We start from the raw sequence: 25,776 nt of genomic DNA on the forward strand, positions 1-25,776 counted from the left end.
GAATTTCCAGTGGCCTCGCTACAGTTGCCATCAGTCCAACTCCCATTGGATTATGAATATGTCTTTCAAAGACGCGTTCCGTGACAACCGGGCCTCAAGCTCAATGATGAGCTGACTACGTTGGCCGTCAATTTCATCCTGCCGGTCAAAGATCCGGCGACGCAACCGATTGCGACTTTCTTCCAGTTCCCGCTGGCGTTTTTGCCAATGAAGCTTTTCGTCCAGCGTCGCGGCCACTGAGGCAGACCGCCGAACATCCTTGATTTCACGATCGATTTCCTTGACCTCGTTTTCGAGGCCGTTTTTCAGATCGTCGGCCCAAGCGTCCAGCTTCTGCACCTCGGTATCGAAGTACCCCAGGTTGCGACTATTGACTGCAGTCGTGTGCAGCGCTTCGAGCCGCAGGGTTTCTCTGTCCAAGCTGTCCGGCGGCCGGGTCGGCGAGTCGCTTTTCTGCACCTGAGCCGGCAGGCGCAGCAGCTTTTCGGCATCCTCGTCGTGCAAGGGGCTGCCATCGGCCGTCACGCCAGCCAGCAGCAGATAGTCCTCGGCCGTGTCCATGGCTTCGATGGTCATCACGCTCAAGGCCAGCCAGCCGCTTTGGCCTCGCAGGGTTTGGAGCGTGGAAACCTTGAGGCGGTATCCGTCATAGTTGAATCGCAGTTTGGCGGCAGGCAGTTTGCGCCCTCGCGCCTGCTCGATCAGCGCCTGTGCGAGCGGATGACCCGTGCGATAGAGGTGCGCCTCGCCACTGCGGCGCGGCAATTCGTAGCGCCCGGGTGGTGCGTCTTGGGGCGAGAGGCCGTGGGGTGTTTGCGTGAGGGTGAAACCGGCGTCGTCAAACTCGGCGTGGCCCTGCAGCTCCGCCCGGGTCAGGTCCATCAGCAAGCGCTCGTAGCGGTTGCGGGCGCTGGTGCTTTCGTTCTGCCGCAACTTGAGCTTGTCTTGCACGGCTTCGTCAAAGTTCTCCAGCAGCAGCTGCCGGGTCTTGAGCATGGCGGCATTGATCTCGCCCGACAGGTCGAGCTGCAGCTGCTGGAACGAACCTTCGATCTCCTGCGGGTTGCGGCAGGTCTGGTAGATCTCGGCGATGCGGCGCTCGAAATCCACGCCACTGCCGATCGTGCCGAGCACCTCGTCGCTGGCGCCAAACACGCCTTCGAACAGCTGGAATTTCTGCGCCAGCAACTCGTACACCCGCTGGTCGGCGGGGTTGCTGAGGTCGATGAAGTTGACCACCACCACGTCGTGCTGCTGGCCGTAGCGGTGGCAGCGGCCGATGCGCTGTTCGATGCGCTGGGGGTTCCACGGCAGGTCGTAGTTGATGACCAGCGAGCAGAACTGCAGGTTGATGCCTTCGGCTCCAGCTTCGGTGGCGATCATGATCTGCGCGGAGTCGCGAAAGTGCTCCACCAGCGCGGCGCGGGTGTCTGCGGTGCGCGAGCCGGTGATGCGGTCGGTGCCGGCGTGGCGCTTGAGCCAGTCGGCATGGATGCGCTGGGCTTGTGCACCGGTGTTGGTGCCGTTGAACAGCACGATCTGGCCGGCGTAAGGGCTCTGCTCCAGCAGGCTCAGCAAGTAGTCCTGCGTGCGGCGGGACTCGGTGAAGATCAGCGCCTTCTTGTTGGCCTGCAGCCTTTGCAGCTCGGCAAAGGCTTTGCCCAGCGCCTTGAGCAGCGCCTGGCCTTTGGCGTTGTCGCGGATGGTGGTGGCCAGGCGCTGGTATTCGCGCAGCTCGACGCTTTCTTCGGCCGTGCTGGCCAGCTGCTCGGCGGACGGATCGGTATCAGCTTCGGACCATTCCTCTTCGGTCTCGGCGAGGGCTTCGTAGTCCTGGTCCAGCGTGTCGACGAGTTCGGCCTCGGGCTGGGCGGCGAGTTGGCGTTCGAGCCGCTTGGCCATGGTGCCCAGGGCACCGCCAATTGCATAGCTGCTGGAAGCGAGCAGCTTCCACAGCACCAGCGAGATCAGCTGCCGCTGGCCGGACTGCAGGGCATTGAGGACCGGGCGGCGCAGGTAGTCGGCCACCAGCCCGCGCAGCACCTGTTCATCCGGTGAGGGCGTGAACTGTTCCACCATCGGGATGCGGCGCGTGTACGAGATGTAAGGCTGCACCTGGCGCCGCAAGGTGCGCTTGCACACCGACTGCAGCCGGGCCCGCAGCTTGGCAAAAGTGTCCGCGTTGCCCAGGCCGCCGAACTGGTCCCGAAAGCTGGGCAGATCGCCAAACACCCGCTCGTCAACCAGGCTGACCAGGCCATACAACTCCAGCAGCGAGTTCTGCAGCGGCGTGGCGGTCAGCAACACCTTGGGCGCATGGGCCAGCGCTTCCTTGAGTGCCTTGCCAATGACGTTGCTGGTCTTGTAGACGTTGCGCAGGCGATGCGCTTCGTCCATGACGACAAGATCCCACGGCACACGCTTGAGGTCGTCAGCGCGCGACTTGGCGAACTGGTACGAGCAGATGACGATGCGGCTGGCCGGCTCGAACGGGCTGCGCAGGCCGTCCTTCTTGAGTTGCTTGTAGCTGCCCGCTTCCAGAATGAGCGCCTGCAGGCTGAACTTTTCCTGCAGCTCCTGATGCCACTGCTTGCGCAGGTTGGCGGGCACGATGACGAGGATGCGCCGCTTGCGCTCGGCCCAGCGCTGGGCGATGACCAGGCCGGCCTCGATGGTTTTGCCGAGGCCGACCTCATCGGCCAGGATGACGCCTTTGGACAACGGGCTTTGAAACGCGAACAGCGCCGCGTCGACCTGGTGCGGGTTCAGGTCGATCTGCGCATCGACCAGCGTGGCGGCCAACAGGTCGGCGTCATCCGGCCCGATGCGGCGCGACAGCTGCCAGGCGCTGTATTGGGTTTGATAGGGGGTCAAGATGGACGAACCAGCAGACTTCTATGGATGTTGATCATTATCTTGTCCAAGGTGCGGCCGAGTGCCTGCGTCTCACGCCGGCCCGGGGCATTGCGCGCCTTGTACAGGCCTGTCAGCCTGCTACCCCCACCCCGAAACGCTCGCGAAACGCCTCCCCGAACACCGCCGTGCCGCTGATCGACAGCGTCACCGTGTGCCGCACCGCCTCGGCGCTGCCCAACGTGCTGGCGAGGCGGCGGGTCTGCGGGTCGTAGTGAAGGCGCTCCTGCACGCTGCGCTCCTGCGTGCCTTGCAGGTCGCAGTCCCACGGCGCGCCGTCGTCGGCCGGGCCGGGGCCGTCGGGGAAGTGGCTGTGGGCCCAGTCGAGCACGAGGCTCAGCTCGCGGTGCAGCGCGGCCAGGTCCTGCGGCCGTACTGAGGCCATCGCGTCGATGGTGACGATGCCCTCGGTGTTCTCGCTGAACTCGAAATCCAGATATCGAAGCGTCATCGCGCCAGTATCCCCGGCGGCGATGCGCCGGGCGGCAGGGCTTGTCCCTGCACGGACGCCGGCGGCTCGGCCCGATAGGATCAGCGGTTCCGCCTTCTGCTCTCACCATGACCCGTTCTCTCCTGCGCCACGCGCTCATCCTCGGCCTGCTCTCGGCCATCGGGCCGTTCGCGATCGACATGTACCTGCCCGCGCTGCCGACCATCGGCCAGGCGCTGCAGGCCGACACCCGGCAGGTCCAGATGAGCCTGATGGTGTTCTTCGTCGCGCTGGGCGTCTGCCAGCTGGTCTACGGGCCGCTGAGCGACCAGTTCGGCCGCAAGCCGCCGCTGTATTTCGGCCTGCTGCTGTTCGCCGCGGGCAGCATCGGCTGCGCGCTGGCGACCGACATCGAGACGCTGATCGCCTTCCGCTTCATCGCCGGCGTGGGCGCCTGCGCCGGCATGGTGGTGCCGCGCGCGATCGTGCGCGACCTGCACACCGGCGTCGAAGCGACCCGGCTGACCTCGCTGCTGATGCTGGTGTTCAGCGTCTCGCCGATCCTGGCGCCGCTGGCGGGCAGCGCGATGATCGCCGTGGCCGACTGGCGCGGCATCTTCTGGGCCACGATGGTGGCCGCCGTGCTGGCGGTGGCGATGATGGCGGCCTGGCTGACCGAGAGCCGCCCGCGCGCCGCGCGCCAGGACAGCAACCTGCGCAGCGCGCTGGCGGCCTACGGCCAGCTGCTGCGCGACCGCCACTTCATGGGCCTGACCTTGATCGGCGCGTTCGCGATGTCGGGTTTCTTCGCCTACCTGGCCAACTCGTCGTTCGTGCTGATCGAGCATCACGGCCTGACGCCGGCGCAATACAGCCTGTGCTTCTCGGCCAACGCCGCCGCCTTCATCGGCACGGCGCAGTTCACCGGCCGGCTGGTGCAGCGCCTGGGCCTGCCGGGCGTGGTGCGGCGCGGCGTGATGGGCTTCAGCGCCTTCGCCTTCGTGCTGTGGCTGTGTTACGCCGCCGGCGCCGACTCGCTGGCGCTGCTGCTCGTGCTGGTGTTCCTGAGCTTCGGTTTCCTCGGCCTGGTGGTGCCCACCACCGCGGTGCTGGCGCTCGAGGAACACGGCGAGATCGCCGGCACCGCCTCGGCCCTGCTCGGCACGCTGCAGATGGTGACCGGCGCGCTGGTGATGGGCGCGATCTCGCTGTTCGTCGACGGCAGCGCGCGACCGATGGTGCACGGCATCGCCGCCTGCGCGCTGATCACGGCGGTGCTGACGCATTTCACGCTCGCGGGCGTGCAGCGCGCCCCGGCGGCGGCCACCTGAATCCGCTCATCCGCCCACCCGCCCTGCACCATGGCCGACGACTACCAGATCGAGATCCCGCCCTCCTTCACCGCGCTCTACACCGACGCGCGGCACCGCCTGACCGTGCCGCTGGCGTGGCTGCGCGAGCGCTACGAGGTCTGCGAAGACCTGGCCCAGCAACTCATCGAGAGCGCCCAGCACATCCACCACGACCTGGGCGTGCCGCAGCACGAGGTGCTGCAGCGCATGCAGGCCGGCCTCCTGACGCCCGAGGCCGGCTTCGACGCCGCGCAGGGCCGCTGGGTGCTGCTGCGCCTGACCGAGCTGCTCGGCTGGGGCTGGGACTGGGAACGAGGTTGATCAGGCCGCCGCCTGCAGCATCGCCGTGATCTGCTCGCGCGGCACCGGCCGCGACACCAGATAACCCTGCATCTGGTCGCAGCGCAGCAGCTGCAGGATCTTGGCCTGCTCCTCGGTCTCGACCCCCTCGGCGATCACCTTCATGCGCAGCGAATGCGCCAGCGAGATCATGGTCGAGACCAGGATCATGTTGTTCGGGTCGGACAGCATGGTGTCGACGAAGGCGCGGTCGATCTTGAGCAGCTGCACCGGCAGGCGCGACAGGTAGGCGAGCGACGAGTAGCCGGTGCCGAAGTCGTCGATCGCCACGTCCACGCCCATCGCGCGCAGCGCGTGCAGCTTGGCCACCGACGCCTCGACGTCCTGCATCACGATGGTCTCGGTGATCTCGATGTCGATGCCGGCGGGCTGGCCGCCCTCCTCCTGCAGCGCCAGGGCGAGCGCGGCCACGAAGTCGTCGCGGTGCAGCTGGATCGCCGACACGTTGACGGCGATGCGCGGCGCCGGCAGGCCGAGTTCACGCCAGTGCTTGTGATCGCGCGCGGCGCAGCGCAGGGCCCAGTCGCCGACCGCCAGGATCTGGCCGGTTTCCTCCAGCAGCGGGATGAACTTGAGCGGCGGCACCAGGCCCAGCTCCGGGCTCTGCCAGCGCAGCAGGGCCTCGACCGAGACGATGCGGCGGCTGTCGAGATCGACCTTGGGCTGGTAGTGCAGGACGAACTGGCCCTGCTCCAGCGCCTGGCGCAGGCGGTTCTCGATCGCCAGCGTCTCGGCCACCGTGGCGCTCATGCGCGGGTTGTAGAACAGCACCGTGTCGGCGGCCGACTTGGCGTTCTTGACCGCCGCCTCGGCGTTGCGGAACAGCGTCTCGGCGTTGCCGCCGTCGTCGGGATAGAGCGCGATGCCGACCTTGGCCGAGACCAGCAGATCCTGGCTGTCGATCGTGAACGGCAGGCCGAAACACTCGGTGTACTGGGTCGCGAACACCCGGGCCAGGTCGGCTTCGGCGCGCACGTCGGCAAACACCACCGCGAAGCGGTCGGCGCTGACACGGGCGATCTGGGCATGATCGCCGACACAGTCGAGCAGCCGCTCGGCCACCCGCTTGAGCAGCGCATCGCCGGCGTGGCGGCCGAGCGTGTCGTTGATCATCTTGAAGCGCACCAGGTCGACCAGCGCGACCGCCACCTTCTGGCGCACCGCGCAGGCGGCCTCGACGTGGCGCTCGAGCCGCTCGTGGAACAGCGTGCTGTTGGCCAGGCCGGTGAGCAGGTCGTAGTAGGCCAGGTGCACCAGCCGCTCCTGCTGGGCGATGTGCTCGAGCGCGAACGACATGTCGCCGGCCAGCTCGCGCAGCAGCTTCATCTCATCGGCGTCGAAGAAGCCGGGCGCGTCGGCATGCAGCGACATCACCGCCACGCACTGGCCCGACACCACCAGCGGCAGCCAGACCAGCGCGCCCGAACCGCAGCCGCGTGCCGCAGCCGCGAAACGCAGGCCCGCCGCCTTCGAGAGGTCGTTGAGCACCAGCGGCTCGTGGCTGTGCAGCGCCCGGGCATAGAGCGAATCGGGCGCCAGCGGCTCGGCGGCCAGCTCGGCACGCAGCTGCGCCATGTAGCCGTCGTCGGGGCCGGCGCTGACGCTCACGCGCAGGCCGTCGGGCTCGACCATGCCGACCCAGGCGCGGCGGAACCGGCCTTCCTCGACGGCGATGCGGCAGGCCTCGTGCATCAGCTCGTCGCGGTCGCGCACGCGCACGATCAGCGAGTTGATGTCGCTCAGCACGGTGGCCACGCGGGCCAGCCGGCGGATGTGATCTTCGGCCTGCACGCGTGCGGTGATGTCGCGCAGGATGACGACGTAGAGCGGATCGCCGTCGGTGGCGATCATCGAGATCGAGGCATCGATCGGGAACGCCTCGCCGCTGCGGCGCAGCCCGGTCACGGTGCGCGCCACGCCCCCCATCGAGCGCGGCCGGCCCCCCCCGGAACCGAAGGCGCGCACGGCGCTGTCGTGCGTGCCGCGATGGTCCTCGGGCAGCAGGCGGTCGAGCGGCTGGCCGAGCATCTCGGCCGTGCGGTAGCCGAACATCTGCGCCGCCGCCGGGTTGAACAGCACGATGCGCAGCGCGTTGTCGACCGCCACGATGCCGTCCATCGCCGACTCGACCAGCCCGGCCAGCCGCGCCTCGCTCTGGCGCAGCTGCGCCTCGCCGCGCTGGCGTTCGGCGATCTCGACCCGCAGGTCGGCCAGGTGCCGCTGCACGCGGGCGTAGAGGCTGCCGTTCTCGAAGATGCGCCCGGCCTGCGCGGCGTGCGTGACGAGCAGCGCCTCGTCGTCGGCGCTGAAGCCGGGCTCGCCGAGCTTGTCGATCAGCAGCAGCCAGCCGTAGACATGCTCCAGCGACGCCACCGGCACGATCAGCCCGCTGGCCAGCGGCGGCAGGCCGGCGCCGAGCTCGACCGGGGCATCAGCCGGGCCCGCCGGCCCGAAGCGCTGCGGGCGGCGCTCGATCAGCGTCGACTGCGCCACCGGCACCATGAACGGCAAGGCCCGCGCGGCCTCGGCCTGCTCCGCATCGAGGCCCCAGACGCTGCGGTGCAGGTCGGCGCCGTTGCGCGGATCCTTGACGCACAGCACCGCCGCGCGCGCGCCCAGCAGCTCGCGGGCGCCGCGGCAGAGCCGGTCGAGCAGGGTGTGCGGGTCGCGTTCGGAAGCCAGCAGCAGGCTCATCTGGTTGAGCGCCGACAGCCGCTGGTTGGCGACCTCCAGCTCGGCCACCTTGGCCAGCAGCTTGTCGCTCACCACCCGCAGGTGCTCGGCGCTGAAGTCGTCGGCCCGCGGCTGCGGCAGCGTCACCACCCGGCCGGCGGCGGCCGGGGCCACCTGCGCCAGCGCCTGCGCCACGGTCTCCAGGATCAGCTCGGGCTCGGTCGGCTTGGTCAGCACCCGCGTCACGCCGCAGGCCAGCGCCAGCTTGCGGGCCTCGCGCTCCAGGAAGGTGGCGGTCCAGAAGATCACCTCGGTGTGCGCGATGCCGGTCTCGTTGCGCAGCCGGCGCACGAACTCGTAGCCGTCCATGGTCGGCATCAGCAGGTCGCACACCACCAGGTCGGGCCGCTGGGCCTGCGCGATCAGCAGCCCCTGGGCGCCGTCGCCGGCCTCGCAGGCCTCGTGGCCGGCATAGCGCAGCAGCGTCACGACCAGGGCGCGGTTGTCGGATTCGTCGTCGATGACCAGTACACGAGCCATGAATGTCGGCGCGGTCGCGCTCAGGGAACGGCCGGCGGCACGGCGCGCAGAAAGGATTCGATCTGGCCGATGAACAGCTCGGGCTCGATCGGCTTGGTCAGGTAGCCGTCGAAGCCGGCCAGGCTGACGCGCTCGCGGTCGTCGGCCATCGAGAACGCGGTGACCGCGACCACCGGGATGTCACGGGTGCCGGGGTCGGCGCGCAGCGCCTGCAGCACGCCGTAGCCGTCGAGCCGCGGCATCTGCAGGTCGCAGACCACCAGGTCGGGCAGCGCCATGCGCGCGGCCTGCACGCCGTCGACGCCGTCGCGCGCCAGCAGCACCCGATGGCCGGCGCTGGCGAGCAGGTACTGCACCAGCGCCAGGTTGGCCTCGTTGTCCTCGATCACCAGGATGCACGCGGCCATCGTCAGCCCCCCGGCACGCGCAGGCTGAAGCAGCTGCCGCGGCCCGCCTCGCTGCGCACGTCGATCGTGCCACCGAGCAGGGCCGCGAGCTTCTGGCTCAGGTGCAGGCCCAGCCCGGTGCCTTCGGCGACCCGGCCCTGGCTGCTGACGACGCGGCTGAAGGCGCCGAACAGCTTGGCCTGGTCGTCGGTGCCGATGCCGATGCCGGTGTCGGTGACCTCGATCTCGAAGCCGCCGGCACGCGCGCGCAGGCCGACGTGGATCGAGCCGGCATCGGTGAACTTGATCGCGTTGCCGATCAGGTTGATGACGATCTGGTTGAGCATGCGGCGGTCGCTCTCGCACTGCAGCGCCGGCTCGGGCACGCTCAGCGTGAGCGCCAGGCCCTTGGCCACGGCCTGCGGGTGCAGCGTGCTGACCACCTCGTGCAGCAGCGCGCCGACGTCGAGCATCTCGAGGTGGATCTGGGCCTTGCCGGCCTCGATCTTGGCGACGTCGAGCAGGTCGTTGATCAGCGCCAGCAGGTGGCGCCCGCTGGCCTGCACGGTGCGCAGCTGGCGTTCCTGGTCGGGCGTGAGCGGGCCGGGCAGGCGCATCAGCAGCGTGCCGGTGAAGCCGATGATGGCGTTCAGCGGCGTGCGCAGCTCGTGGCTCATGTTGGCCAGGAAACGGGTCTTGGCCTCGTTGGCCGCGGCCAGCTCGACGTTCTTCTCCTGCAGCGCGCGCTCGAAGCGCTTGCGCTCGCTGATGTCGCGGATCGCGCTCATCACGAAGGCGCCGTCCTCGGTGCGCAGCGGGCCGAGGCTGATCTCGATCGGGAACTCGGTGCCGTCGCGCCGCAGGCCGGCCAGGTCGAGCCCCGAACCCATCGCCCGCTTGCGCGGCTGCAGGAAATACTGCGAGCGGTGCGCCACGTGCGCGTGGCGGTAGCGCTCGGGCAGCAGCTGGTCGACCGAGCGGCCGCGCAAGCCACCGGGCGGGTAGCCGAACAGGCGCTCGGCCTGGCTGTTGGCGATGACGATGTGGCCGGTCGGGTTGACCATCACGATGCCGTCGGGCGTGGACTCGAGCAGCTCGCGAAAACGCGCCTCCATCAGCTTGGCGTCGCGCTGCACCTTAATGAGGGTGACGTCCTTCTCGACCACCAGGATGCGCGCGGGCTGGCCCGGCGGCGCGGGCAGCATGCGGCTGGTGACGTCGACGCAGAGCAGCGAGCCGTCGCGGCGCCGGCGCACCGCCTCGCAGGTGCTCGGCCCGCCGGCCAGGGTGGTCGCCAGCCACGCGCGCTGCGGGCCGGCCTGGTCGTCGGGCACGACCAGCTCGATCAGGTCGTGCCCCAGCGCCTGGGCCGCCGAATGGCCGAACACCTCCTCGGCCCCGGCGTTCCACTGGAGCACGATCCCGGTCGACGAAAGCACGAAGCAGGCGTCAGGCAGATCGTCGATCGAGGCATCCAAAGTCGCAGATTCCCGCATGGCAGGACTCCTCCTTCGGGCCCCAGATGATGGTTCAAACTTGATATACGTTAACACTGGGCCGGAAACAGGCATCCATCTGGCTCCGGTCGGCGTCGTTCGTCAAGCGAACCGGCCGACACCCCTGCCGGGTGTCGGCCCGCGATGTCAGGACGGCTGCGGCTCGCGCAGGAAGATCTCGACGCGGCGGTTCTGCGCCCGGCCGTCGGGGGTGGCGTTGTCGGCCACCGGCTCGCGCTCGCCGCGGCCTTCGACCTGGATGCGCGCGGCCGGCACGCCGTGGCGCGACAGGTAGTCGCGCACCGCCTCGGCCCGGTCGAGCGACAGCGGGTTGTTGACCGCATCGCTGCCGCTGCTGTCGGTGTGGCCGATCACCTGCACCTGCACCGTGGCGTCGAGGCCCTGGGCGAGCTTGTCGAGCACCGGCACCATCACCGGCTTGACGGCGGAGCGGCCGACGTCGAACGAGAAATCGGCCGGGATGTTGACCTTGAGCTGGTTGTCGGTGGTGCGCACCACGTCGATGCCGGTGCCTTGCGTGGCGGCCTCCATCGCCTTGCGCTTGTCTTCCATGCGCTTGGACCAGAGGTTGCCGGCCACCGCGCCGACCGCCCCGCCCACCACCGCACCGGTGCCGGCCTTGCCGCCGGTCGCCTTGCTGAGGATGGCGCCGCCCACCGCGCCGATCGCCGCGCCGCCGGCGGTGCCCTTCTGGCGCTCGCTCATGTCGGCGCAGGCGGCAAGCGCGATGGCAGCGGCCAGCGCGATCACGGTGGCGCCGCGTGCGGGCAGGCGGGTGTTCAGCGAGACAGCGGCAGATGAGGCGAGAGATTTCATGGGTTTGCTCCGGGTTCGAAGCCGCGGGTACGACACCCGCAGCCTGTTGCGGGAGCGATTCTCGCGGCCAGGGGAAACCCTTGTATCAACGTCGGCCGGAACGTCGCCGGGCCGCGCGGCCATCGTTACAGCCCGGTTGCATTTGCGTCGGGCGCGCCAGGTCGCGGGCTCAATACCCGCGCCGCCGATCGACCCGGTGCAGCAGCGCCTCGCCCGAGCGCCAGGCGCGCACGTTGCGCGCCACCACCGCCGCGGCGCTGCGGGCGTCGGTCAGGGCCGCAGCGTGCGGCAGCAGCGTCACCGCCGAGTGCCGCCAATAGCGGTGATCGGCCGGCAGCGGCTCGGTCCGGAAGACATCCAGCACCGCGTGGCCGAGCTGGCCGCTGTCGAGCGCGGCCAGCAGGTCGGCATCGATCACATGCGCGCCCCGCGCCAGGTTGACGAGCGCCGCACCCCGCGGCAGCGCGGCAAAGAACGCCGCGTCGAGCAGGCCGCGCGTGGCGTCGGTCAGCGGCAGCAGGTTGATGACGATCTCGCTGCGCGCCAGCAGCGCGGGCAGCGCCGCCGGCCCGGCCACCGCGGGCACCGGCGCGTCGATCGCTTCGTGCAGGCTCCAGCCGGTGACGGCATAACCGAGCGCGCGCAGCCGGCTCGCGGTGGCGCGGCCCATCTGGCCGAGGCCGAGCACCGCCACGGCGACTTCATCGGCGCGGCGTTGCGCGTGCGGCGCCCAGCGGCCCTCGCGCTGGGCCTGCGCGTAGCGGTGGAAACCGCGGTGCAGCGTCAGCGTGGCCCACAGCGCGGTCTGCGCCATGGCCGCGTTCATCGCCGGATCGACCATGCGCGCCAGCGGCACCTCGGCGGGCAGCGTGGGATCGGCCAGCAGCCGGTCGACACCGGCCCACAGCGACTGGATCAGCCCCAGCCGCGGCAGCCCCGCCAGCACGCCCGGCGCCGGGTTGGCGACCACCGCCACCTCGATCCGCCCGGCCTGCGGCCCGCCGGCATCGAGCCACCAGACCGCCTCGGGCAGCGCGGCGGCAAGTGCGGCGAGCCAGGCATCGCGCTCGTCGCCGTCCCAGCGGCCGGCGAGCAGGATGTGCAGGGGTTCGACGGTGGGGCGAGGCGGGTCTGACGTGTCCATCCGGCCAGCATAGCCGCGCCGATAATCACGCCCTGACCCCTGATGGACTGCCGCGCCGTGAATCCGACCCCGCTCTACCTGCCCTGCGCCGCCGGCGTCGAACCCCTGCTGGCCGACGAGGTGCGCGCCATCCTGCGCGCCGCCGGTGCCGAGAAGGCCGCCGAATCGGTGCAACCGGGCCGCGCCGGTGTCAGCCTGATCGGCAGCCCGGCCAGCGCGATGCGCCTGCACCTCGAATGCCGGCTGGCCCAGCGCGTGCTGTGGCAGGTCGCCGAAGGCCCGTACCACGACGAACACGACCTCTACGACCTGGCACGCAGCGTGGCCTGGGGCGACTGGATCACGCCGCGCCAGAGCCTGCGCGTGGACACCACCGCCGTGCGCTCGCCGCTGCACAGCCTGCACTTCGCCTCGCTGCGCATCAAGGACGCCGTCTGCGACGCCATGCGCGACAGCCACGGCGAGCGCCCCGACGTCGACCCGCGCCACCCCGACCTGCCGCTGGTGCTGCACCTGAGCGACACGCACGCCACGCTCAGCATCGACCTGAGCGGCGAGGCGCTGTTCAAGCGCGGCTGGCGCGAGGTGCAGGGCGAGGCACCGCTGAAGGAAACCCTGGCCGCCGCGATGCTGGCCGCCGCCGGCTGGCAGGGCCGCGAGGCGGACGGCCCGCTGCTCGACCCCTGCTGCGGCGCCGGCACCATCGCGATCGAGGCCGCGCAGATCGCCTGCGGCATCGCGCCCGGCCTGCAGCGCACCTTCGCCTTCGAGCGGCTGGCGCCGTTCCGCGCCGAGGCACAGGCCTGGCAGCAGATGAAGGCCGAGGCCCGCGCCCGGGTGCACGCGCCCGCAGTGCGGATCTATGCTGGCGACGTCTCGTTCCGCATGACCGACTTCGCCACCCGCAACGCCGAACGCGCCGGCGTGCTGCACGCGATCGACTTCAGGACCGGCGACGCGCTGCAGCGCCCGGCGCCGACCGAATCCGGCGTGCTGATGCTCAACCCGCCCTACGGCGAGCGCATCGACGCCAAGGGCAGCGGCGCCGCGCGGGCCCGCGACGAAGCGGGCGACCGGCTCGGCCCGCGTGCCGATGCCGGCGCGCGCGAGGGCTTCGAGGGCGGCGGCACCTCGGGCGCCTTCTTCTCGGCGCTGGCCGCGCACTGGAAGCGCAACTACAGCGGCTGGACCGCCTGGGTACTGAGCCCCGACGCCAAGCTGCCGCAAGCCATGCGCCTGAAGGAAAGCCGCCGCGTGCCGATGTGGAACGGCCCGATCGAATGCCGGCTGTTCCGCTTCGACCTGGTCGCCGGCTCGATGCGCGGCCCGCGCAACGACGCGGCCGGTGCCGACCTGTCCCGGTGATCAACCTCAACGCGACCGCGGGATAGCGCTGCCGCGACGCGAGGTGGCGGATACGATCGGTGCTCCACTTCAACGTTCTCGGGAGGCGCCATGCCCGGTCTGTACGAACTGAAGAAAAACGACAGCGACCAGTTCTCGTTTGCCCTGAAGGCGGAAAACGGCGAGGTCATCCTGCGCAGCGAGCTCTACGAGACCAAACCCTCGGCGCAGAACGGCATCGCCTCGGTGCAGAAGAACAGCCCGAGCGACGAGCGCTACGAGCGCAAGACGGCGTCCGACGGCCGCTTCTACTTCACGCTCAAGGCCGCCAACCACCAGGTCATCGGCACCAGCCCGATGTACAAGAGCGCCGACGCGCGCGACACCGGCATCGCATCGGTCAAGGCCCACGGCCCGAGCGGCACGGTGCAGGACGGCGCCTGAGCGTTCACCGGCCGGCCGCCGCGTCAGGCTCGAACTGCGGATTCCAGACCACCTCCCACAGGTGCTCGTCCGGGTCCTGGAAGTAGCCGGCGTAGCCGCCCCAGAAAGTGGCCTGCGCCGGCTTGACGATGCGGGCACCGGCGCGTTCGGCCTGCGCCATCACGGCATCGGCCTCCTGCGGACTGCCGACGTTGTGGCCGATCGACAGCTCGGTGGCGCTGCGGCCGACCAGCGGCAGGCCGGTGTCGTGCGCCAGGCTGGCGCGTGGCCACAGCGCCAGCTTGAGGCCGGGCTGCAGGTCGATGAAGACCACGGCGCCGTGCTCGAACTGCTGGCCGATGATGCCCTCGGTGGCAAAGCCCAGGCCATCGCGGTAGAAAGTGAGCGCCCGCTCAAGATCGTCGACGGCGAGGGTGATGACGGTGATGCGCGGCTTCATGGCCGGATTCTGCGACGCCGCACCGCCATCCGGCCCATCACCCCAACATGCGCCGGGCGATGGCGCCCACCTCGCGCAGCGCCGCCCGCTGCGCCTCGTCCCAGCGCCCGCCCACACCCAGGCGGATGCAGTGGCGGAAGCGGTCGGTGGCGCTGAACATCGTGCCCGGCGCGATGCAGATCTTGCGCGCCAGGCAGGCGTGGAACAGCGCCACCGAGTCGATGCCGGCCGGCAGCTCGACCCACAGGATGAAGCCGCCGGCCGGGTCGGTGACGCGGGTGCCTTTCGGGAAGCTCTCGGCGATCAGGCCGCGCGCCTCATCCACACGCGCCGCCACCGTGGCGCGCAGCTGGCGGTAGGCCGACTCGTGGCCGGGCTGCGTCAGCAGGTCGGCCATCGCCACCTCCAGCAGCTCGGTGTGGCCGCCCGAATGCACCGCCTTGAGCCGACGCAATTGCGCCGACCAGCGCCCGCCCTCGACCCAGCCGAGCCGGATGCCCGGCGCCACGGTCTTGGAGAACGAGCCGCAGATCATCACGTCGCCGGTGCTGTCGAAGGCCTTGACCGCGCGGCGCTTGTCGTCCTGCTCCGCCAGGTCGTTGTAGAGCACGTCCTCGATCAGCGGGATGCCGCGCTGGCTCAGCATCTGCGCCAGCCGCTTGCGGTCGGCCAGCGGCATGCACGAGCCCATCGGGTTGCTGAGCGTGGGCACCGCGAGCACGGCCTTGACGGGCTGGGTGTCGAAGGCGAGCTGCAGCGCGTCGAGCGACAGGCCGGTGCGCGGGTGCGTCGGGATCTCGAGCGCGCGCAGGTGCATGCTTTCGAGGATCTCCAGAAAGCCGAAGTAGGTCGGCGACTCCAGCGCCACCACGTCGCCCGGCCGCGTGACGGCGCGCAGGCACAGGCTGATCGATTCGAGGCAGCCGTTGGTGACGAGGATGTCGCGCGGGTCGAGCTGGCAGCCCATGCCCAGCGCGTGGCGGGCGATGGCGCGACGCAGGCCGTCGTTGCCGGGGCCCAGCGGATAGCGGCACAACGAGGCGCGGTGGCGTTGCGCGGCGCGGCTGACGGCGCGCCGCACGCGCTCCTGCGCGAACAGCTCGCCACTCGGGCAGGCCGCGCCGAACGAGATGTAGGCCGGGTCCATCGCCAGCCGCATGACCTGCTCGCCCAGCGAGCTGACATCCACCGGCAGCGACGCGGCCGGGGGCGCCGACGGCTCGGGTTCGGGCAGGCGCGCCGGGCGTGCGGCGACGAAATAGCCCGAACGCGGCCGGGCCTCGATCAGGCGGGCGTCTTCGAGCGCGCGGTAGGCCTGCACCGCAGTCGACGGCGACACGCCCTGCTGGCGCGCCAGATCACGCACCGACGGAATGCGCTCGCCGCGGCTGAGCGTGCCGGCACGGATCGACTGCGCCAGGCGCTCGGCGATCTGCAGGTACAGCGTGTCCTGCGGTTTGCTGTCCACGGCATGGACGGGCGGGCTGCCGAGTGAGGTGGCGAATGGCGTGCTCATGGGCTCATTCTGTATGGCTCGCTCACCCTGACGCCAGTACAGAGAAGCGTCAATCCGACCGGCACAGCGCCACGCCACGCCGCTGTGTGTGGCCTGCACTGGCCCGGCTGTGTGGCTGGCGCGGCGCACAGACGGCACTGACCATGCAGCCATGGACACACACCTCACCCCCGCACTGGTTTCCGCCCCCTCGTTCGATCGCACCGGCCGCCCGGCGATCACGAAGGCCCGCGCCACGGCGCGCTTGCAGACGTCGGCAGCGACCGGGGCCGGTGACGTGTTCGAGCTGGCGCGTGGCGAGGTCATTGCCCTGGCGGGCCGGCGCGGGCAGAGCGTCGAGGTGCTGAGCGGCCGGCTCTGGCTGACGCAGACCGGCGACACCGGCGATCACTTCGTCGCGGCCGGTGAGCAGCACACGCTGGGCGCCGGCGGCCGGCTCGTCATCGAAGGCGACAGCCCCGCCCCGGCGCAGTGGCGCTGGCGGCGCTGAGCCACCAAAAGCAGGTGGCAGAGCGCGTCGCGGCTGGGAGAATCCCGGCCATGAAACTCTCCCAAGTGCTTTTTTCCCAAGGCTTCGGTGCCCGCCGCGAGTGCGAGGGCCTGATCTGCGCTGGCCTGGTCAGCGTCGGCGGCGTGGTGATCGAGGAGCCGTCACACGAGGTCGCGCCCGAGGGGCTGCTGTTCACGGTCGAGGGCCAGACCTGGGCCTATCACGCCAAGGCGCTGATCGTGATGAACAAGCCGGCCGGCTTCGAGTGCTCGAAGAAACCGCGGCACCACCCGAGCATCTACAACCTGCTGCCCGCGCAGTTCAAGCGCCGGGACATGCAGACCGTCGGCCGGCTCGATGAAGACACCACCGGCCTGCTGCTGTTCACCGACGACGGCAACCTGATCCACCGCTGGACCTCGCCCAAGCACCACGTGCCCAAGATCTACGAGGCCGGCTGCAAGCACCCGGTCGATGAAGCGCAGGTGGCGCGCCTGCTGGCCGGCGTGGTTCTGCACGACGATCCGCTGCCGGTGCAGGCGCTGGCGGCCGAGATCACCGGGGCGTTCGAGCACCCGACGCACGGCACGCTGCACGGCCTGCGGCTGACGCTGGCCGAAGGCAAGTACCACCAGGTCAAGCGCATGCTGGCGGCGGTCAGCAACCGGGTCGAGACGCTGCACCGCAGCGGCTTCGGCGCCTATCGCCTGCCGGACGACCTCAAGCTCGGCGAGTGGCGCTGGCTGCCGGGCCCGCAAGCGGTGGTGCCGCGCTGAACTGCAGCACCGACCGGCCGGACGGTTTCAGATCGCAACCCGAACGCGCCATTGTTGCAACCGGGTTGCGTTTGTCGCGGCTGGCCAGCATCTCGTCGACCATCTCGCGGACCTCGGGCGACAGCTCGTGCCAGACCGCCCGGGCGTCGGCCGCCAGCTGATCGAGCGACGGATCGCCCGCCGGCAGCGCCACCGGGCTGGTGCAGCGGCCGGCCTGGATCGGTGGGTCGGCGGCAGGGGCAGCGGTGGCCGTGGTGATCGTGGCCGTGGCCAGGGCCAGCAGCAGGGCGCAGGGGGCGAGGGACTTCTTCACGCGATCTCCGGGTCAGGACAACAGCCTTCAGTGTCCCGCCAGGTCGCCCCGCGGTCGTTGCAGGGTGTGTCAGCGCTTACATGCGCACCATCAGGGCGCCCGGCCCGGTCGCGCCGGCGGCGCGGCCTTGCAGTCGGCGCCCATCCAGCGGCCGCTGAGCAGGATGTTGACCTGCGCCGGCTGGCCCTGCACCACGGTGTCCACACGCGTCCGGCCGCTGTAGCGGGTGGGGCTGATGAGCGTGAACTCGCCCTCGCCCTTGGCCGGCGGGCTGGTCTCGCAGGTGAACTTGACCTTGATGGTGTTGCCGTCGCGCTGGGCCTCCAGCTGCTGGCACTGCTCGCTCTGCTGCGGCAGCTCGTCGCGCGCGGCCTGCTCGGGCGTGATGCAGGCCTGCAGCGTGTTCGGCCTGGCGCCCATGCGCACGCCGCGCGCGGCCATCATCTGCTCGACCATCTGGCGCTGCTCCGGCGGCAGGCCGGCCAGACGCGCCTGCATGTCGGCGGCCATCTGGTCGAGCACCGGGTCGCCGGTCTGGATCGTGACCTGGTTCTCCCACAGGCCGGGCTGCACCTTGTGGGTCTGCGCCTGGGCGACAGGCCACAGGGCCGAAGCGGCCAGCACGGCCCAACCGACAGTGAACTTCATCGAGACAACCTTCATGTGAAACAGGACGGCGCCGAGTATGGCGCCCGGCCCGCCACCCCCTGTGTGACGATGTGACAGGCCCGCGCGCAGACGAGACCGGGCGCGAGAATCCCGGCACCGCAGGCCGGATCCGGCCCGCCTCCCGCAACACCTCTCGTCACGCGAACACGATCATGACCCACCCGCACGACCCCGTTCCGGCTGCCGCCGCCGCCAGCCCCGACGACGCTCACCCGCCGCGCAGCCCCGGCGAGACGATGCGCCGCCGCGTCATGGGCGACCCCTTCGTCGACCGGGCCCTGGCGCAGGCCGACCCGTTCTCGCGCCCGCTGCAGGCGTTCATCAGCGAACACGCCTGGGGCGCCACCTGGCAGCGCGGCGGGCTCGAACTCAAGCAGCGCAGCCTGTGCACCGTGGCGATGCTGGCCGCGCTGGGCCGCAGCCACGAGCTGAAGGGCCACCTGCGCGGCGCGCTCAACAACGGCGCCACGCTGGCCGAACTGCGCGAGGTGCTGCTGCACGTCGGCCCGTATGCCGGCGCACCGGCGGCGGTGGAGGCGTTCCGGGCGGCCCGTGAGTGGATGGCCGAAAGCGGGTTGCGGTTCGAGGACGACGATCTGCAGGCCGATTGACACGCGCACAAGCGGGCGCCGCGCCCGGTCACCGAAGACGCGTATAAGTCGGGGCTTCCAACCAAGGAGGTCTCGACATGGGCATTTTCAGCAACATCCTTTCCAAGCTCGGTTTCGGCGACGACGCCCAGAAAGCGGCGGAGACGGCGGCAACGACCGTCACCACAACCGCCGCCGCCACGCCGGCAGCGGCCGCACCCGAGGCGGCACCAGCGCCGGCCGCGCCGGTGGCGATCAGCCCCGTCGACGTGGTCGCCAAGCTCGAAGCCCTGGCGGGCGCCCACGCCGAGAAGCTCAACTGGAAGGTCTCGATCGTCGACCTGCTCAAGCTGCTCGGCCTCGACACCAGCCTGGCCGAGCGCAAGGCCCTGGCCACCGAGCTGGGCTGCCCGGCCGAGAAGATGGGCGACTCGGCGCAGATGAACATGTGGCTGCACAAGGCCGTGCTGCAGAAGCTGGCCGACAACGGCGGCAACGTGCCGGCGGAGTTGCTGGACTGAGCCGGCCAGACAGCGGCTCTCGGGCTTGTTCAGGCCCGAGAGCACGCGGATCAGCTTCTCGACGTCGGCCATGTACAGACCCACCCCGTCTGTTCGCCATGGCGTCTCACCCTAGTTCGATCACCCCGATATTGCCGCGATCGACAGCGTCCTGAATCGCTTGCCGATGGGCATGCAAGACGGCAAGCACTTGCACATTGCTGCAGTTGCCCAGCACCAGCCGGATCACGACTGGCGGCGCACCGTGGTACGCCGCCAAGTCCAGAAAATCGTCGTCCTTGGTGACGATCACAAAACCGGACTCCAAGGCGTAGCGCCAGACGGCCCGGTCGTCTGCCGCGCCCAGACCCGCGAGCGTCACTTGCGTGGATCCGGGATACGCCGCCTGCAAAGCGGGCACCAAGCGATGCGACAGATTTTCGTCCAGCAGCAGCTTCACGCGGCGCGCACCCAGGCGGTGTGGCGTTCGCGATCTGCCGCGTAAGCCAATGCGGCCTGAATGTCTTCCGACGTGAGTTGCGGAAAGTCCTCGATGATTTCTTCGGTCGACATGCCGCTGGCCAGCCAGTCCAGCACGTCGTACACCGTGATGCGCAGGCCCCGAATGCACGGCTTGCCGCCGCGTTTGCCAGGTTCCAGCGTGATCCGATCGCGGTAGGACGACATGGTCAAGCTCCGGGTCAAAATTTGACTCAACTTTAGCGCGCCAGCACAGCCTTCAACGCCACCCCCGTGTGGCTGCGGCTCTTCACCACCGCCTCCGGCGTCCCGCACACCACCACCTGACCGCCGCCCGAACCACCCTCGGGCCCGAGGTCGATCACCCAATCCGCCTCGGCGATCACGTCCAGATCGTGTTCGATCACGATCACGCTGTGCCCGCCGTCGACCAGCCGGTGCAGCACCTTGATCAGCTTCTCGACGTCGGCCATGTGCAGGCCGACCGTCGGTTCATCGAGCACATAGAGCGTGTGCGGCGCCTTCTGGCCGCGCCGCGTCACGTCGTCGCGCACCTTGCTCAGTTCGGTGACGAGCTTGATGCGCTGGGCCTCGCCGCCGCTGAGCGTCGGTGACGGCTGGCCGAGTGTCAGGTAGCCCAGGCCGACGTCCTTCAGCAACTGCAGCGGGTGCGCGATGCTGGGCATGCTGGCAAAGAAGTCGACCGCTTCGTCGACCTCCATCTGCAGCACCTCGCCGATGCTCTTGCCGCGCCAGGTCACGGCCAGCGTCTCGGGGTTGAACCGTGCGCCGTGGCAGAGGTCGCACGGCACCTTGACGTCGGGCAGGAAGGCCATCTCGATCGTGCGCATGCCCTGGCCTTCGCAGCCGGGGCAGCGCCCGCCGCCGCCCGCGCTCTTGCCGCCGATGTTGAAGCTGAAGCGGCCGGCCGCGTAGCCGCGCGCCTTGGCCTCGAGCGTCTCGGTGAAGAGCTTGCGGATGGTGTCCCAGAAGCCGATGTAGGTGGCCGGGCAGCTGCGCGGGGTCTTGCCGATCGGGGTCTGGTCGACCTCGAGCACGCGGTCGACGTTGCTCCAGCCTTCCAGCCCCGTGCAGCCGGTCCAGGCCGGGCGCGCGCCGGCGTTCTTGCCGGCCAGCTTGTGGTTGACGATGGCCTGCACGTTGGCCAGCAGCACGTCGCGCGCCAGCGTGCTCTTGCCCGAGCCGGAGACGCCGGTGACCGCCACCAGCCGCGCCAATGGCACCTCGACATCGACGTCGCGCAGGTTGTGCAGCTTGGCGCCGCGCAGCGTCAGCCCGGGCGTCTGCGCATCCACCGGGCGGCGCGCTTTCAGCGGGTGTTTCAGCGGCGCGTTCAGGAAGCGCCCGGTGATCGAATCCGGGTGCAACATCAGCTCGGCCGCCGTGCCCTCGGCCATGATCCGGCCGCCACGCCGGCCCGCACCGGGGCCGATGTCGATGATGTGGTCGGCGCGTCGGATGGTGTCCTCGTCGTGCTCCACCACCACCAGCGTGTTGCCGCTGGCGCCGAGCTTGTGCAGCGCGTTGAGCAGCACCTGGTTGTCGCGCGGGTGCAGGCCGATGGTCGGCTCGTCGAGCACGTAGCAGACGCCCTGCAGATTGCTGCCGAGCTGCGCGGCCAGGCGGATGCGCTGGGCCTCGCCGCCGCTCAGCGTCGGCGCGGCGCGATCGAGCGTCAGGTAGCCGAGGCCGACTTCGTCGAGAAAGCTCAGCCGGCTCCTGATCTCGCTGACCACGTCGCGCGCGATCGCGCCTTCGCGGCCATCGAGTTTCTGCCTGGCGACCCAGCGCGCCGCGTCGTTGACCGACAGCGCCGCCAGCGCCGCGATCGACTCGCCGCGAAAGCGCACCGCCTGCGACACCGGGTTGAGCCGCGCGCCGTGGCAGGTGCCGCACGGCGCGTCGACCAGGTCCTCGACCTCGGGCTCGGCGAAGGTCTTCTCGCGGCCCTTGTTGTCGTCGTCCTGCTGGGTGTCGTCGAGCGCCTTGCGCTGCTCGCGGGTCAGGGTCAGCCCGGTGCCGACGCAGTCCACGCACCAGCCGTGTTTGCTGTTGTAGCTGAACATGCGCGGGTCCAGCTCGGGGTAGCTCGTGCCGCATTGCGGGCAGGCGCGCTTGATCGAGAACACCTGGGTGCGGCCGATGCGCCCGCTCTCGCCCGCCGCCATCGCGGTCTTGAGTCCCTTCAAGGGAGTGAGCAGGTGCAGCACGCCCTTGCCGTGTTCGAGCGCCTCGGCCAGCTTGGCCTTGAGCAGCGGCTCGTTGTCGACCTCGACGATCAGGTCGGCCACCGGCAGCTCGATGGTGTGCTCCTTGTAGCGGTCGATCTTGGGCCACTTGTCGGTCGGCAGGAACTCGCCATCGACCCGCAGGTGGGTGTAACCCTTGCCCTTGGCCCACTTGGCGAGGTCGGTGTAGACGCCCTTGCGGTTCACCACCAGCGGCGCGAGCAGGCCGATGTGCTGGCCGCGGTAGCCGCCGGCCTCCGGCGCACGCAGCATCTGCGCGGCGATCTGTTCGGGCGTCTGCGGGCGCACCGCCACCCAGCCGTCCGGGTCCTGGCCGGGCGCGACATCGCCGTGCGGGGCGTGGAAATCGCTGCACTTCGGACAGTACAAGGTGCCCAGCTTGACGTAGAGCAGCCGCAGGAAATGCCACACCTCGGTGGTCGTCGCCACCGTGCTCTTGCGCCCGCCACGGCTCAGGCGCTGCTCGATCGCCACCGTCGGCGGGATGCCGTAGACCGCATCGACCTCCGGCCGCCCGGCCGGCTGCACGATGCTGCGCGCGTAGGCGTTGAGCGATTCGAGGTAACGCCGCTGGCCTTCGTTGAACAGGATGTCGAAGGCCAGCGTGCTCTTGCCCGAACCGCTGACGCCGGTGACGACGCTGAACTTGCCACGCGGGATGTTGACGCTCAGGCCCTTGAGGTTGTGCTCGCGGGCGTTGACGATCTGGATCATCTCGTCGGCGATGTTGCCAACTGCGCGCTTGGCCTCGTCGCGTCGCGCCTTCACCACCCATTGCAGCGGCCGGCCCTCCTCGACCGCGATGCCGCCGGTGCCCAGGCTCAAGTCATACTCGCGCAGGGACTGGCCGGTGTGGCTGGTCGGGTGCGCGCGCAGGTCGGCGGGTGTGCCTTCGGCGACCAGCTCGCCGCCGGCTTCGCCACCTTCGGGGCCGAGGTCGACGATCCAGTCGGACGCGCGCACCACGTCGAGGTTGTGCTCGATCACCAGCAGGCTGTGCCCCGCTTCGAGCAGCTTGCGGAAGGCCCGCATCAGCTTGGCGATGTCGTCGAAATGCAGGCCGGTGGTCGGCTCGTCAAACAGGAACAGCGTGCCCTTGCGCGCCAGTTTCTGCTTGCTGGCGCTGCCGGACTTGGCCGCTTCGGCCAGGAAGCCAGCCAGCTTCAGGCGCTGGGCCTCGCCACCCGAGAGAGTGGGCACTGGCTGACCCAGTTTCACGTAGTCCAGCCCGACGTCCGCCAGCGGCTGCAGTGCGCGCACCACCTCGCGGTCGTCGGCGAACAGGCGCACCGCGTCGGCGACGGTCAGTTCGAGCACGTCGGAAATGCTGAGCGACTTGCCGAGCCGCTCGACCTTGACCTCGCGCAGTTCGGGCCGGTAACGCGTGCCGTCGCAATCCGGGCAGCGCAGGTAGACGTCGGACAGGAACTGCATCTCGACGTGTTCGAAGCCCGAGCCGCCGCAGGTCGGGCAGCGGCCGTCGCCGGCGTTGAAGCTGAACATGCCGGCGGTGTAGTTGCGCTGCTGCGCCGCCGGCAGTGCGGCGAAGATGTCGCGCACGGTGTCGAAGGCGCCGACATAGCTGGCCGGGTTGGACCGCGCGGTCTTGCCGATCGGGCTCTGGTCGACGAACACGGCGTCGCTGATCCAGTCGGCGCCGAGCAGGCGGTCGTGTTCGCCGGGTGACTCGGACGCCTGGCCGAAGTGGCGCGCCAGCGCGGGGTAGAGCACGTCCTGCATCAACGTCGACTTGCCCGAGCCGCTGACCCCCGTGACGCAGACCAGCCGCTGCAGCGGGAACTCGACGCTGATGTTCTTCAGGTTGTGTTCGCGCACGCCTTCGATGATCAGCCGCGGCGTGCTGTCGAGCACCGGCCGCATCAGACCCAGGCCGATGCTGCGGCGCGCGCCGAGGTAGGCGCCGGTCAACGTCTCGGCGGCTTTCAGGTCTTCGGGCGTGCCGTCGAAGACGATGCGCCCGCCCTGCGTGCCGGGGCCGGGGCCGAGGTCGATCACGCGGTCGGCCGCCAGCATCACCGCCGGGTCGTGTTCGACCACCACCAGCGTGTTGCCGGCATCGCGCAGGCGCAGCATGGCCTCGTTGATGCGGTGCATGTCGCGCGGGTGCAGGCCGATGCTGGGCTCATCGAGCACGAACAGCGTGTTGACCAGCGAGGTGCCGAGCGCAGTCGTCAGGTTGATGCGCTGCACCTCGCCGCCCGACAGCGTGCGGCTCTGGCGATCCAGCGACAGGTAACCCAGGCCGACGTCGCACAGGTACTTGAGCCGGGTGCGGATCTCGTCGAGCAGCAGTTGCAGCGCGTCGTCGAGCATCTGGCTCGGCAGGTCGAGCTTGTCGAAGAACACGCGCATGCGGTCGATCGGCAGCAGCATCAGGTCGTGCAGGCTGAGTCCCGGCAAGGCTTCGAGCTGCGCGCGCGACCACTTCACGCCCACCGGCATGAAACGTTTGGCCGGTGGCAGACCGAGGTCGGCCTGCTGCTTTTCACCCAAGCGCCACAGCAACGACTCGGTCTTCAGCCGCGCGCCGCCACAGTCGCCACACGGCGTGTAGCTGCGGTATTTGGACAAGAGCACGCGGATGTGCATCTTGTAGGCCTTGCTCTCCAGGTACTCGAAGAAGCGCTTGATGCCGTACCACTGCTGGTTCCACTTGCCAGTCCAGTTGGGCGAGCCGTCGATCACCCAGCTTTTTTGCGATTCGCTCAACTGCGCCCAGGCGCTGTCGCGCGGGATGCCGGCATCACCGGCGTACTTGATCAGGTCGTCCTGGCATTCCTTCCAGGCCGGCGTGGTGAGAGGCTTGATCGCGCCGCCGCGCAGTGTCTTGCGCGGGTCGGGGATCACCAGGCCGAAGTCGACGCCGATCACGCGGCCGAAACCGCGGCAGGTCTCGCAGGCGCCGAAGGCCGAGTTGAACGAGAACATCGCCGGCTGCGGATGGCTGTAGCGGCGGTCGGACTCGGGGCAGTGCAGGCCCTGGCTGTAGCGCCAGACCTGCTCGTCGCCACCGTCGGTCGGCACCACGTAGACGTTGCAGCGCCCGCCGCGCTTGAGCGCGGTTTCCAGCGCCTCGTTGACGCGGATCTTCTCGGCGCCGCTGAAACGGAAACGATCGGCCACCACGTCGAGCACCTTGCGCGGGCCGGTCGGCGTGGCGACCTCGCGTTCGGCGTGCACCCGCGTGTAACCGCTGGCCGAGAGCCACTGCTCGATCTCGGCCGGCGTGGTGCCGGCCGGCAGCTCGACCGGGAAGGTGATCACCAGCCGCGGGTCACCCGCCGCCTCGCTGCGCGCCTTCAGGTCGGCCCAGATCGTGTCGGGGTCGTCCTCGCGCACCGGCTGCGCCGTGTCCTGATCGAACAGCTGCGCGGCGCGTGCGAACAGCAGCTTCAGGTGGTCGTTCAGCTCGGTCATCGTGCCGACCGTCGAGCGCGACGTGCGCACCGGATTGGTCTGGTCGATCGCGATCGCCGGCGGCACGCCTTCGACCGAATCGACCGCCGGGCGGTCCATGCGATCCAGGAACTGGCGGGCGTAGGCGCTGAAGGTCTCGACGTAGCGCCGCTGGCCCTCGGCGTAGAGCGTGTCGAACACCAGGCTCGACTTGCCCGAGCCGCTGGGGCCCGTCACCACCGTCAGCTCGCCGGTGCGGATGTCGAGGTCGAGGTTCTTCAGGTTGTGCTGGCGCGCGCCGCGGATGCGGATCAGGCCGGTGCGCTTGACGCTGGTGGGGGGCGCGTTCTGACCGGGCATGGTGGCGTGTTTTTCGAGGGGGAACCGGCCATTCTAG

The 25,776-nt window shown here is 69.8% G+C and carries 22 protein-coding genes; 8 read left to right on the forward strand and 14 right to left on the reverse strand.

Features of this window, described 5'->3' with window-relative positions; all coding sequences use genetic code 11:
- Nucleotides 1–30: 30 nt before the first annotated feature.
- Both LCHO_RS20770 and LCHO_RS20775 read right to left on the reverse strand, forming a co-directional pair.
- Nucleotides 31–2,874 carry an SNF2-related protein gene (locus tag LCHO_RS20770; RefSeq protein ID WP_012349163.1) on the reverse strand — a complete coding sequence of 948 codons (2,844 nt, stop codon included), beginning with the start codon at nt 2,872–2,874 and terminating at the stop codon, nt 31–33.
- Nucleotides 2,875–2,986: 112 nt separating this feature from the next.
- Nucleotides 2,987–3,364 (reverse strand): hypothetical protein, encoded by a 378-nt coding sequence (locus LCHO_RS20775; protein ID WP_012349164.1) that lies wholly within the window; start codon nt 3,362–3,364, stop codon nt 2,987–2,989.
- A 107-nt stretch (nt 3,365–3,471) separates the two neighbouring features.
- Between LCHO_RS20775 and LCHO_RS20780 the strand changes: the two genes are divergently transcribed.
- Together LCHO_RS20780 and LCHO_RS20785 are read left to right on the forward strand one after the other, a co-directional pair.
- Nucleotides 3,472–4,674, forward strand: a complete 1,203-nt coding sequence (locus tag LCHO_RS20780) for a multidrug effflux MFS transporter (RefSeq protein WP_012349165.1) — start codon at nt 3,472–3,474, stop codon at nt 4,672–4,674.
- A gap of 30 nt (nt 4,675–4,704) precedes the next feature.
- Nucleotides 4,705–5,016 (forward strand): hypothetical protein, encoded by a 312-nt coding sequence (locus LCHO_RS20785; protein WP_012349166.1) that lies wholly within the window; start codon nt 4,705–4,707, stop codon nt 5,014–5,016.
- On the opposite strand, the gene LCHO_RS20790 is transcribed toward LCHO_RS20785, so the two are convergent.
- The 5 genes from LCHO_RS20790 to LCHO_RS20810 form a co-directional block, all read right to left on the reverse strand.
- A complete protein-coding gene (locus LCHO_RS20790) occupies nt 5,017–8,268 on the reverse strand; it encodes an EAL domain-containing protein (protein WP_012349167.1) in 3,252 nt (1,083 codons plus the stop codon).
- A 20-nt stretch (nt 8,269–8,288) separates the two neighbouring features.
- Nucleotides 8,289–8,675, reverse strand: a complete 387-nt coding sequence (locus tag LCHO_RS20795) for a response regulator (protein WP_012349168.1) — start codon at nt 8,673–8,675, stop codon at nt 8,289–8,291.
- A 2-nt stretch (nt 8,676–8,677) separates the two neighbouring features.
- Complete coding sequence (locus LCHO_RS20800) at nt 8,678–10,150, reverse strand: PAS domain-containing sensor histidine kinase (RefSeq protein ID WP_012349169.1); 1,473 nt, start codon at nt 10,148–10,150, stop codon at nt 8,678–8,680.
- A gap of 147 nt (nt 10,151–10,297) precedes the next feature.
- On the reverse strand, nt 10,298–10,987 hold the full coding sequence (locus tag LCHO_RS20805; protein ID WP_012349170.1) for a YiaD family glycine zipper/OmpA-like lipoprotein: 690 nt from the start codon (nt 10,985–10,987) through the stop codon (nt 10,298–10,300).
- Nucleotides 10,988–11,156: 169 nt separating this feature from the next.
- The gene (locus LCHO_RS20810; protein ID WP_012349171.1) at nt 11,157–12,131 is read right to left on the reverse strand and encodes a 2-hydroxyacid dehydrogenase; all 975 of its coding nucleotides are present in this window, start codon (nt 12,129–12,131) and stop codon (nt 11,157–11,159) included.
- Between the two features lie 42 nt (nt 12,132–12,173).
- Here LCHO_RS20810 and LCHO_RS20815 point away from each other — a divergent pair, with 42 nt between their 5' ends.
- Both LCHO_RS20815 and LCHO_RS20820 read left to right on the forward strand, forming a co-directional pair.
- A complete protein-coding gene (locus LCHO_RS20815) occupies nt 12,174–13,496 on the forward strand; it encodes a THUMP domain-containing class I SAM-dependent RNA methyltransferase (RefSeq protein ID WP_012349172.1) in 1,323 nt (440 codons plus the stop codon).
- Between the two features lie 90 nt (nt 13,497–13,586).
- The gene (locus LCHO_RS20820; protein ID WP_012349173.1) at nt 13,587–13,919 is read left to right on the forward strand and encodes a YegP family protein; all 333 of its coding nucleotides are present in this window, start codon (nt 13,587–13,589) and stop codon (nt 13,917–13,919) included.
- 4 nt (nt 13,920–13,923) lie between these two features.
- On the opposite strand, the gene LCHO_RS20825 is transcribed toward LCHO_RS20820, so the two are convergent.
- Together LCHO_RS20825 and LCHO_RS20830 are read right to left on the reverse strand one after the other, a co-directional pair.
- Nucleotides 13,924–14,358 (reverse strand): VOC family protein, encoded by a 435-nt coding sequence (locus LCHO_RS20825; protein ID WP_012349174.1) that lies wholly within the window; start codon nt 14,356–14,358, stop codon nt 13,924–13,926.
- A gap of 37 nt (nt 14,359–14,395) precedes the next feature.
- Nucleotides 14,396–15,874, reverse strand: a complete 1,479-nt coding sequence (locus tag LCHO_RS20830) for an aminotransferase-like domain-containing protein (RefSeq protein WP_012349175.1) — start codon at nt 15,872–15,874, stop codon at nt 14,396–14,398.
- 151 nt (nt 15,875–16,025) lie between these two features.
- Here LCHO_RS20830 and LCHO_RS20835 point away from each other — a divergent pair, with 151 nt between their 5' ends.
- Both LCHO_RS20835 and LCHO_RS20840 read left to right on the forward strand, forming a co-directional pair.
- Nucleotides 16,026–16,364: a DUF2917 domain-containing protein gene (locus LCHO_RS20835; RefSeq protein WP_012349176.1), complete on the forward strand. Its 339-nt coding sequence runs from the start codon at nt 16,026–16,028 to the stop codon at nt 16,362–16,364.
- Nucleotides 16,365–16,414: 50 nt separating this feature from the next.
- On the forward strand, nt 16,415–17,140 hold the full coding sequence (locus tag LCHO_RS20840) for a pseudouridine synthase (RefSeq protein WP_012349177.1): 726 nt from the start codon (nt 16,415–16,417) through the stop codon (nt 17,138–17,140).
- On the opposite strand, the gene LCHO_RS20845 is transcribed toward LCHO_RS20840, so the two are convergent.
- Nucleotides 17,085–17,453 carry a hypothetical protein gene (locus tag LCHO_RS20845; RefSeq protein WP_012349178.1) on the reverse strand — a complete coding sequence of 123 codons (369 nt, stop codon included), beginning with the start codon at nt 17,451–17,453 and terminating at the stop codon, nt 17,085–17,087. The genes LCHO_RS20840 and LCHO_RS20845 overlap by 56 nt on opposite strands.
- 90 nt (nt 17,454–17,543) lie before the next feature.
- A complete protein-coding gene (locus tag LCHO_RS20850) occupies nt 17,544–18,101 on the reverse strand; it encodes a DUF3617 domain-containing protein (protein WP_012349179.1) in 558 nt (185 codons plus the stop codon).
- A 257-nt stretch (nt 18,102–18,358) separates the two neighbouring features.
- On the opposite strand from LCHO_RS20850, the gene LCHO_RS20855 reads away from it, so the two are divergent.
- The gene (locus tag LCHO_RS20855; RefSeq protein WP_043706078.1) at nt 18,359–18,733 is read left to right on the forward strand and encodes a carboxymuconolactone decarboxylase family protein; all 375 of its coding nucleotides are present in this window, start codon (nt 18,359–18,361) and stop codon (nt 18,731–18,733) included.
- 77 nt (nt 18,734–18,810) lie between these two features.
- The gene (locus LCHO_RS20860) at nt 18,811–19,233 is read left to right on the forward strand and encodes a DUF3597 domain-containing protein (protein ID WP_012349181.1); all 423 of its coding nucleotides are present in this window, start codon (nt 18,811–18,813) and stop codon (nt 19,231–19,233) included.
- Nucleotides 19,234–19,339: 106 nt separating this feature from the next.
- Here LCHO_RS20860 and LCHO_RS20865 read toward each other — a convergent pair whose 3' ends face one another.
- From LCHO_RS20865 to uvrA, 3 genes are read right to left on the reverse strand one after another with little or no spacing between them, the layout of a single operon-like run.
- Nucleotides 19,340–19,672 carry a DUF5615 family PIN-like protein gene (locus tag LCHO_RS20865; protein WP_012349182.1) on the reverse strand — a complete coding sequence of 111 codons (333 nt, stop codon included), beginning with the start codon at nt 19,670–19,672 and terminating at the stop codon, nt 19,340–19,342.
- Nucleotides 19,669–19,899 carry a DUF433 domain-containing protein gene (locus LCHO_RS20870; RefSeq protein ID WP_012349183.1) on the reverse strand — a complete coding sequence of 77 codons (231 nt, stop codon included), beginning with the start codon at nt 19,897–19,899 and terminating at the stop codon, nt 19,669–19,671. The genes LCHO_RS20865 and LCHO_RS20870 overlap by 4 nt, the downstream gene beginning before the upstream one ends.
- 32 nt (nt 19,900–19,931) lie before the next feature.
- Nucleotides 19,932–25,739, reverse strand: coding sequence for an excinuclease ABC subunit UvrA (uvrA, locus tag LCHO_RS20875; protein ID WP_012349184.1), 5,808 nt, complete (start codon nt 25,737–25,739; stop codon nt 19,932–19,934).
- Between the last annotated feature and the right edge of the window lie 37 nt (nt 25,740–25,776).

The organism is Leptothrix cholodnii SP-6 (assembly GCF_000019785.1).
GTDB lineage: Bacteria > Pseudomonadota > Gammaproteobacteria > Burkholderiales > Burkholderiaceae_C > Sphaerotilus > Sphaerotilus cholodnii.

Coding starts and splice junctions, on each gene's coding strand:
- LCHO_RS20775 (WP_012349164.1), bottom strand. CDS start 3,364: ATGACGCTTCGATATCTGGATTTCGAGTTCAGCGAGAACACCGAGGGC.
- LCHO_RS20780 (WP_012349165.1), top strand. CDS start 3,472: ATGACCCGTTCTCTCCTGCGCCACGCGCTCATCCTCGGCCTGCTCTCG.
- LCHO_RS20785 (WP_012349166.1), top strand. CDS start 4,705: ATGGCCGACGACTACCAGATCGAGATCCCGCCCTCCTTCACCGCGCTC.
- LCHO_RS20790 (WP_012349167.1), bottom strand. CDS start 8,268: ATGGCTCGTGTACTGGTCATCGACGACGAATCCGACAACCGCGCCCTG.
- LCHO_RS20795 (WP_012349168.1), bottom strand. CDS start 8,675: ATGGCCGCGTGCATCCTGGTGATCGAGGACAACGAGGCCAACCTGGCG.
- LCHO_RS20800 (WP_012349169.1), bottom strand. CDS start 10,150: ATGCGGGAATCTGCGACTTTGGATGCCTCGATCGACGATCTGCCTGAC.
- LCHO_RS20805 (WP_012349170.1), bottom strand. CDS start 10,987: ATGAAATCTCTCGCCTCATCTGCCGCTGTCTCGCTGAACACCCGCCTG.
- LCHO_RS20810 (WP_012349171.1), bottom strand. CDS start 12,131: ATGGACACGTCAGACCCGCCTCGCCCCACCGTCGAACCCCTGCACATC.
- LCHO_RS20815 (WP_012349172.1), top strand. CDS start 12,174: ATGGACTGCCGCGCCGTGAATCCGACCCCGCTCTACCTGCCCTGCGCC.
- LCHO_RS20820 (WP_012349173.1), top strand. CDS start 13,587: ATGCCCGGTCTGTACGAACTGAAGAAAAACGACAGCGACCAGTTCTCG.
- LCHO_RS20825 (WP_012349174.1), bottom strand. CDS start 14,358: ATGAAGCCGCGCATCACCGTCATCACCCTCGCCGTCGACGATCTTGAG.
- LCHO_RS20830 (WP_012349175.1), bottom strand. CDS start 15,874: ATGAGCACGCCATTCGCCACCTCACTCGGCAGCCCGCCCGTCCATGCC.
- LCHO_RS20835 (WP_012349176.1), top strand. CDS start 16,026: ATGGACACACACCTCACCCCCGCACTGGTTTCCGCCCCCTCGTTCGAT.
- LCHO_RS20840 (WP_012349177.1), top strand. CDS start 16,415: ATGAAACTCTCCCAAGTGCTTTTTTCCCAAGGCTTCGGTGCCCGCCGC.
- LCHO_RS20850 (WP_012349179.1), bottom strand. CDS start 18,101: ATGAAGTTCACTGTCGGTTGGGCCGTGCTGGCCGCTTCGGCCCTGTGG.
- LCHO_RS20855 (WP_043706078.1), top strand. CDS start 18,359: ATGCGCCGCCGCGTCATGGGCGACCCCTTCGTCGACCGGGCCCTGGCG.
- LCHO_RS20860 (WP_012349181.1), top strand. CDS start 18,811: ATGGGCATTTTCAGCAACATCCTTTCCAAGCTCGGTTTCGGCGACGAC.
- LCHO_RS20870 (WP_012349183.1), bottom strand. CDS start 19,899: ATGTCGTCCTACCGCGATCGGATCACGCTGGAACCTGGCAAACGCGGC.
- uvrA (WP_012349184.1), bottom strand. CDS start 25,739: ATGCCCGGTCAGAACGCGCCCCCCACCAGCGTCAAGCGCACCGGCCTG.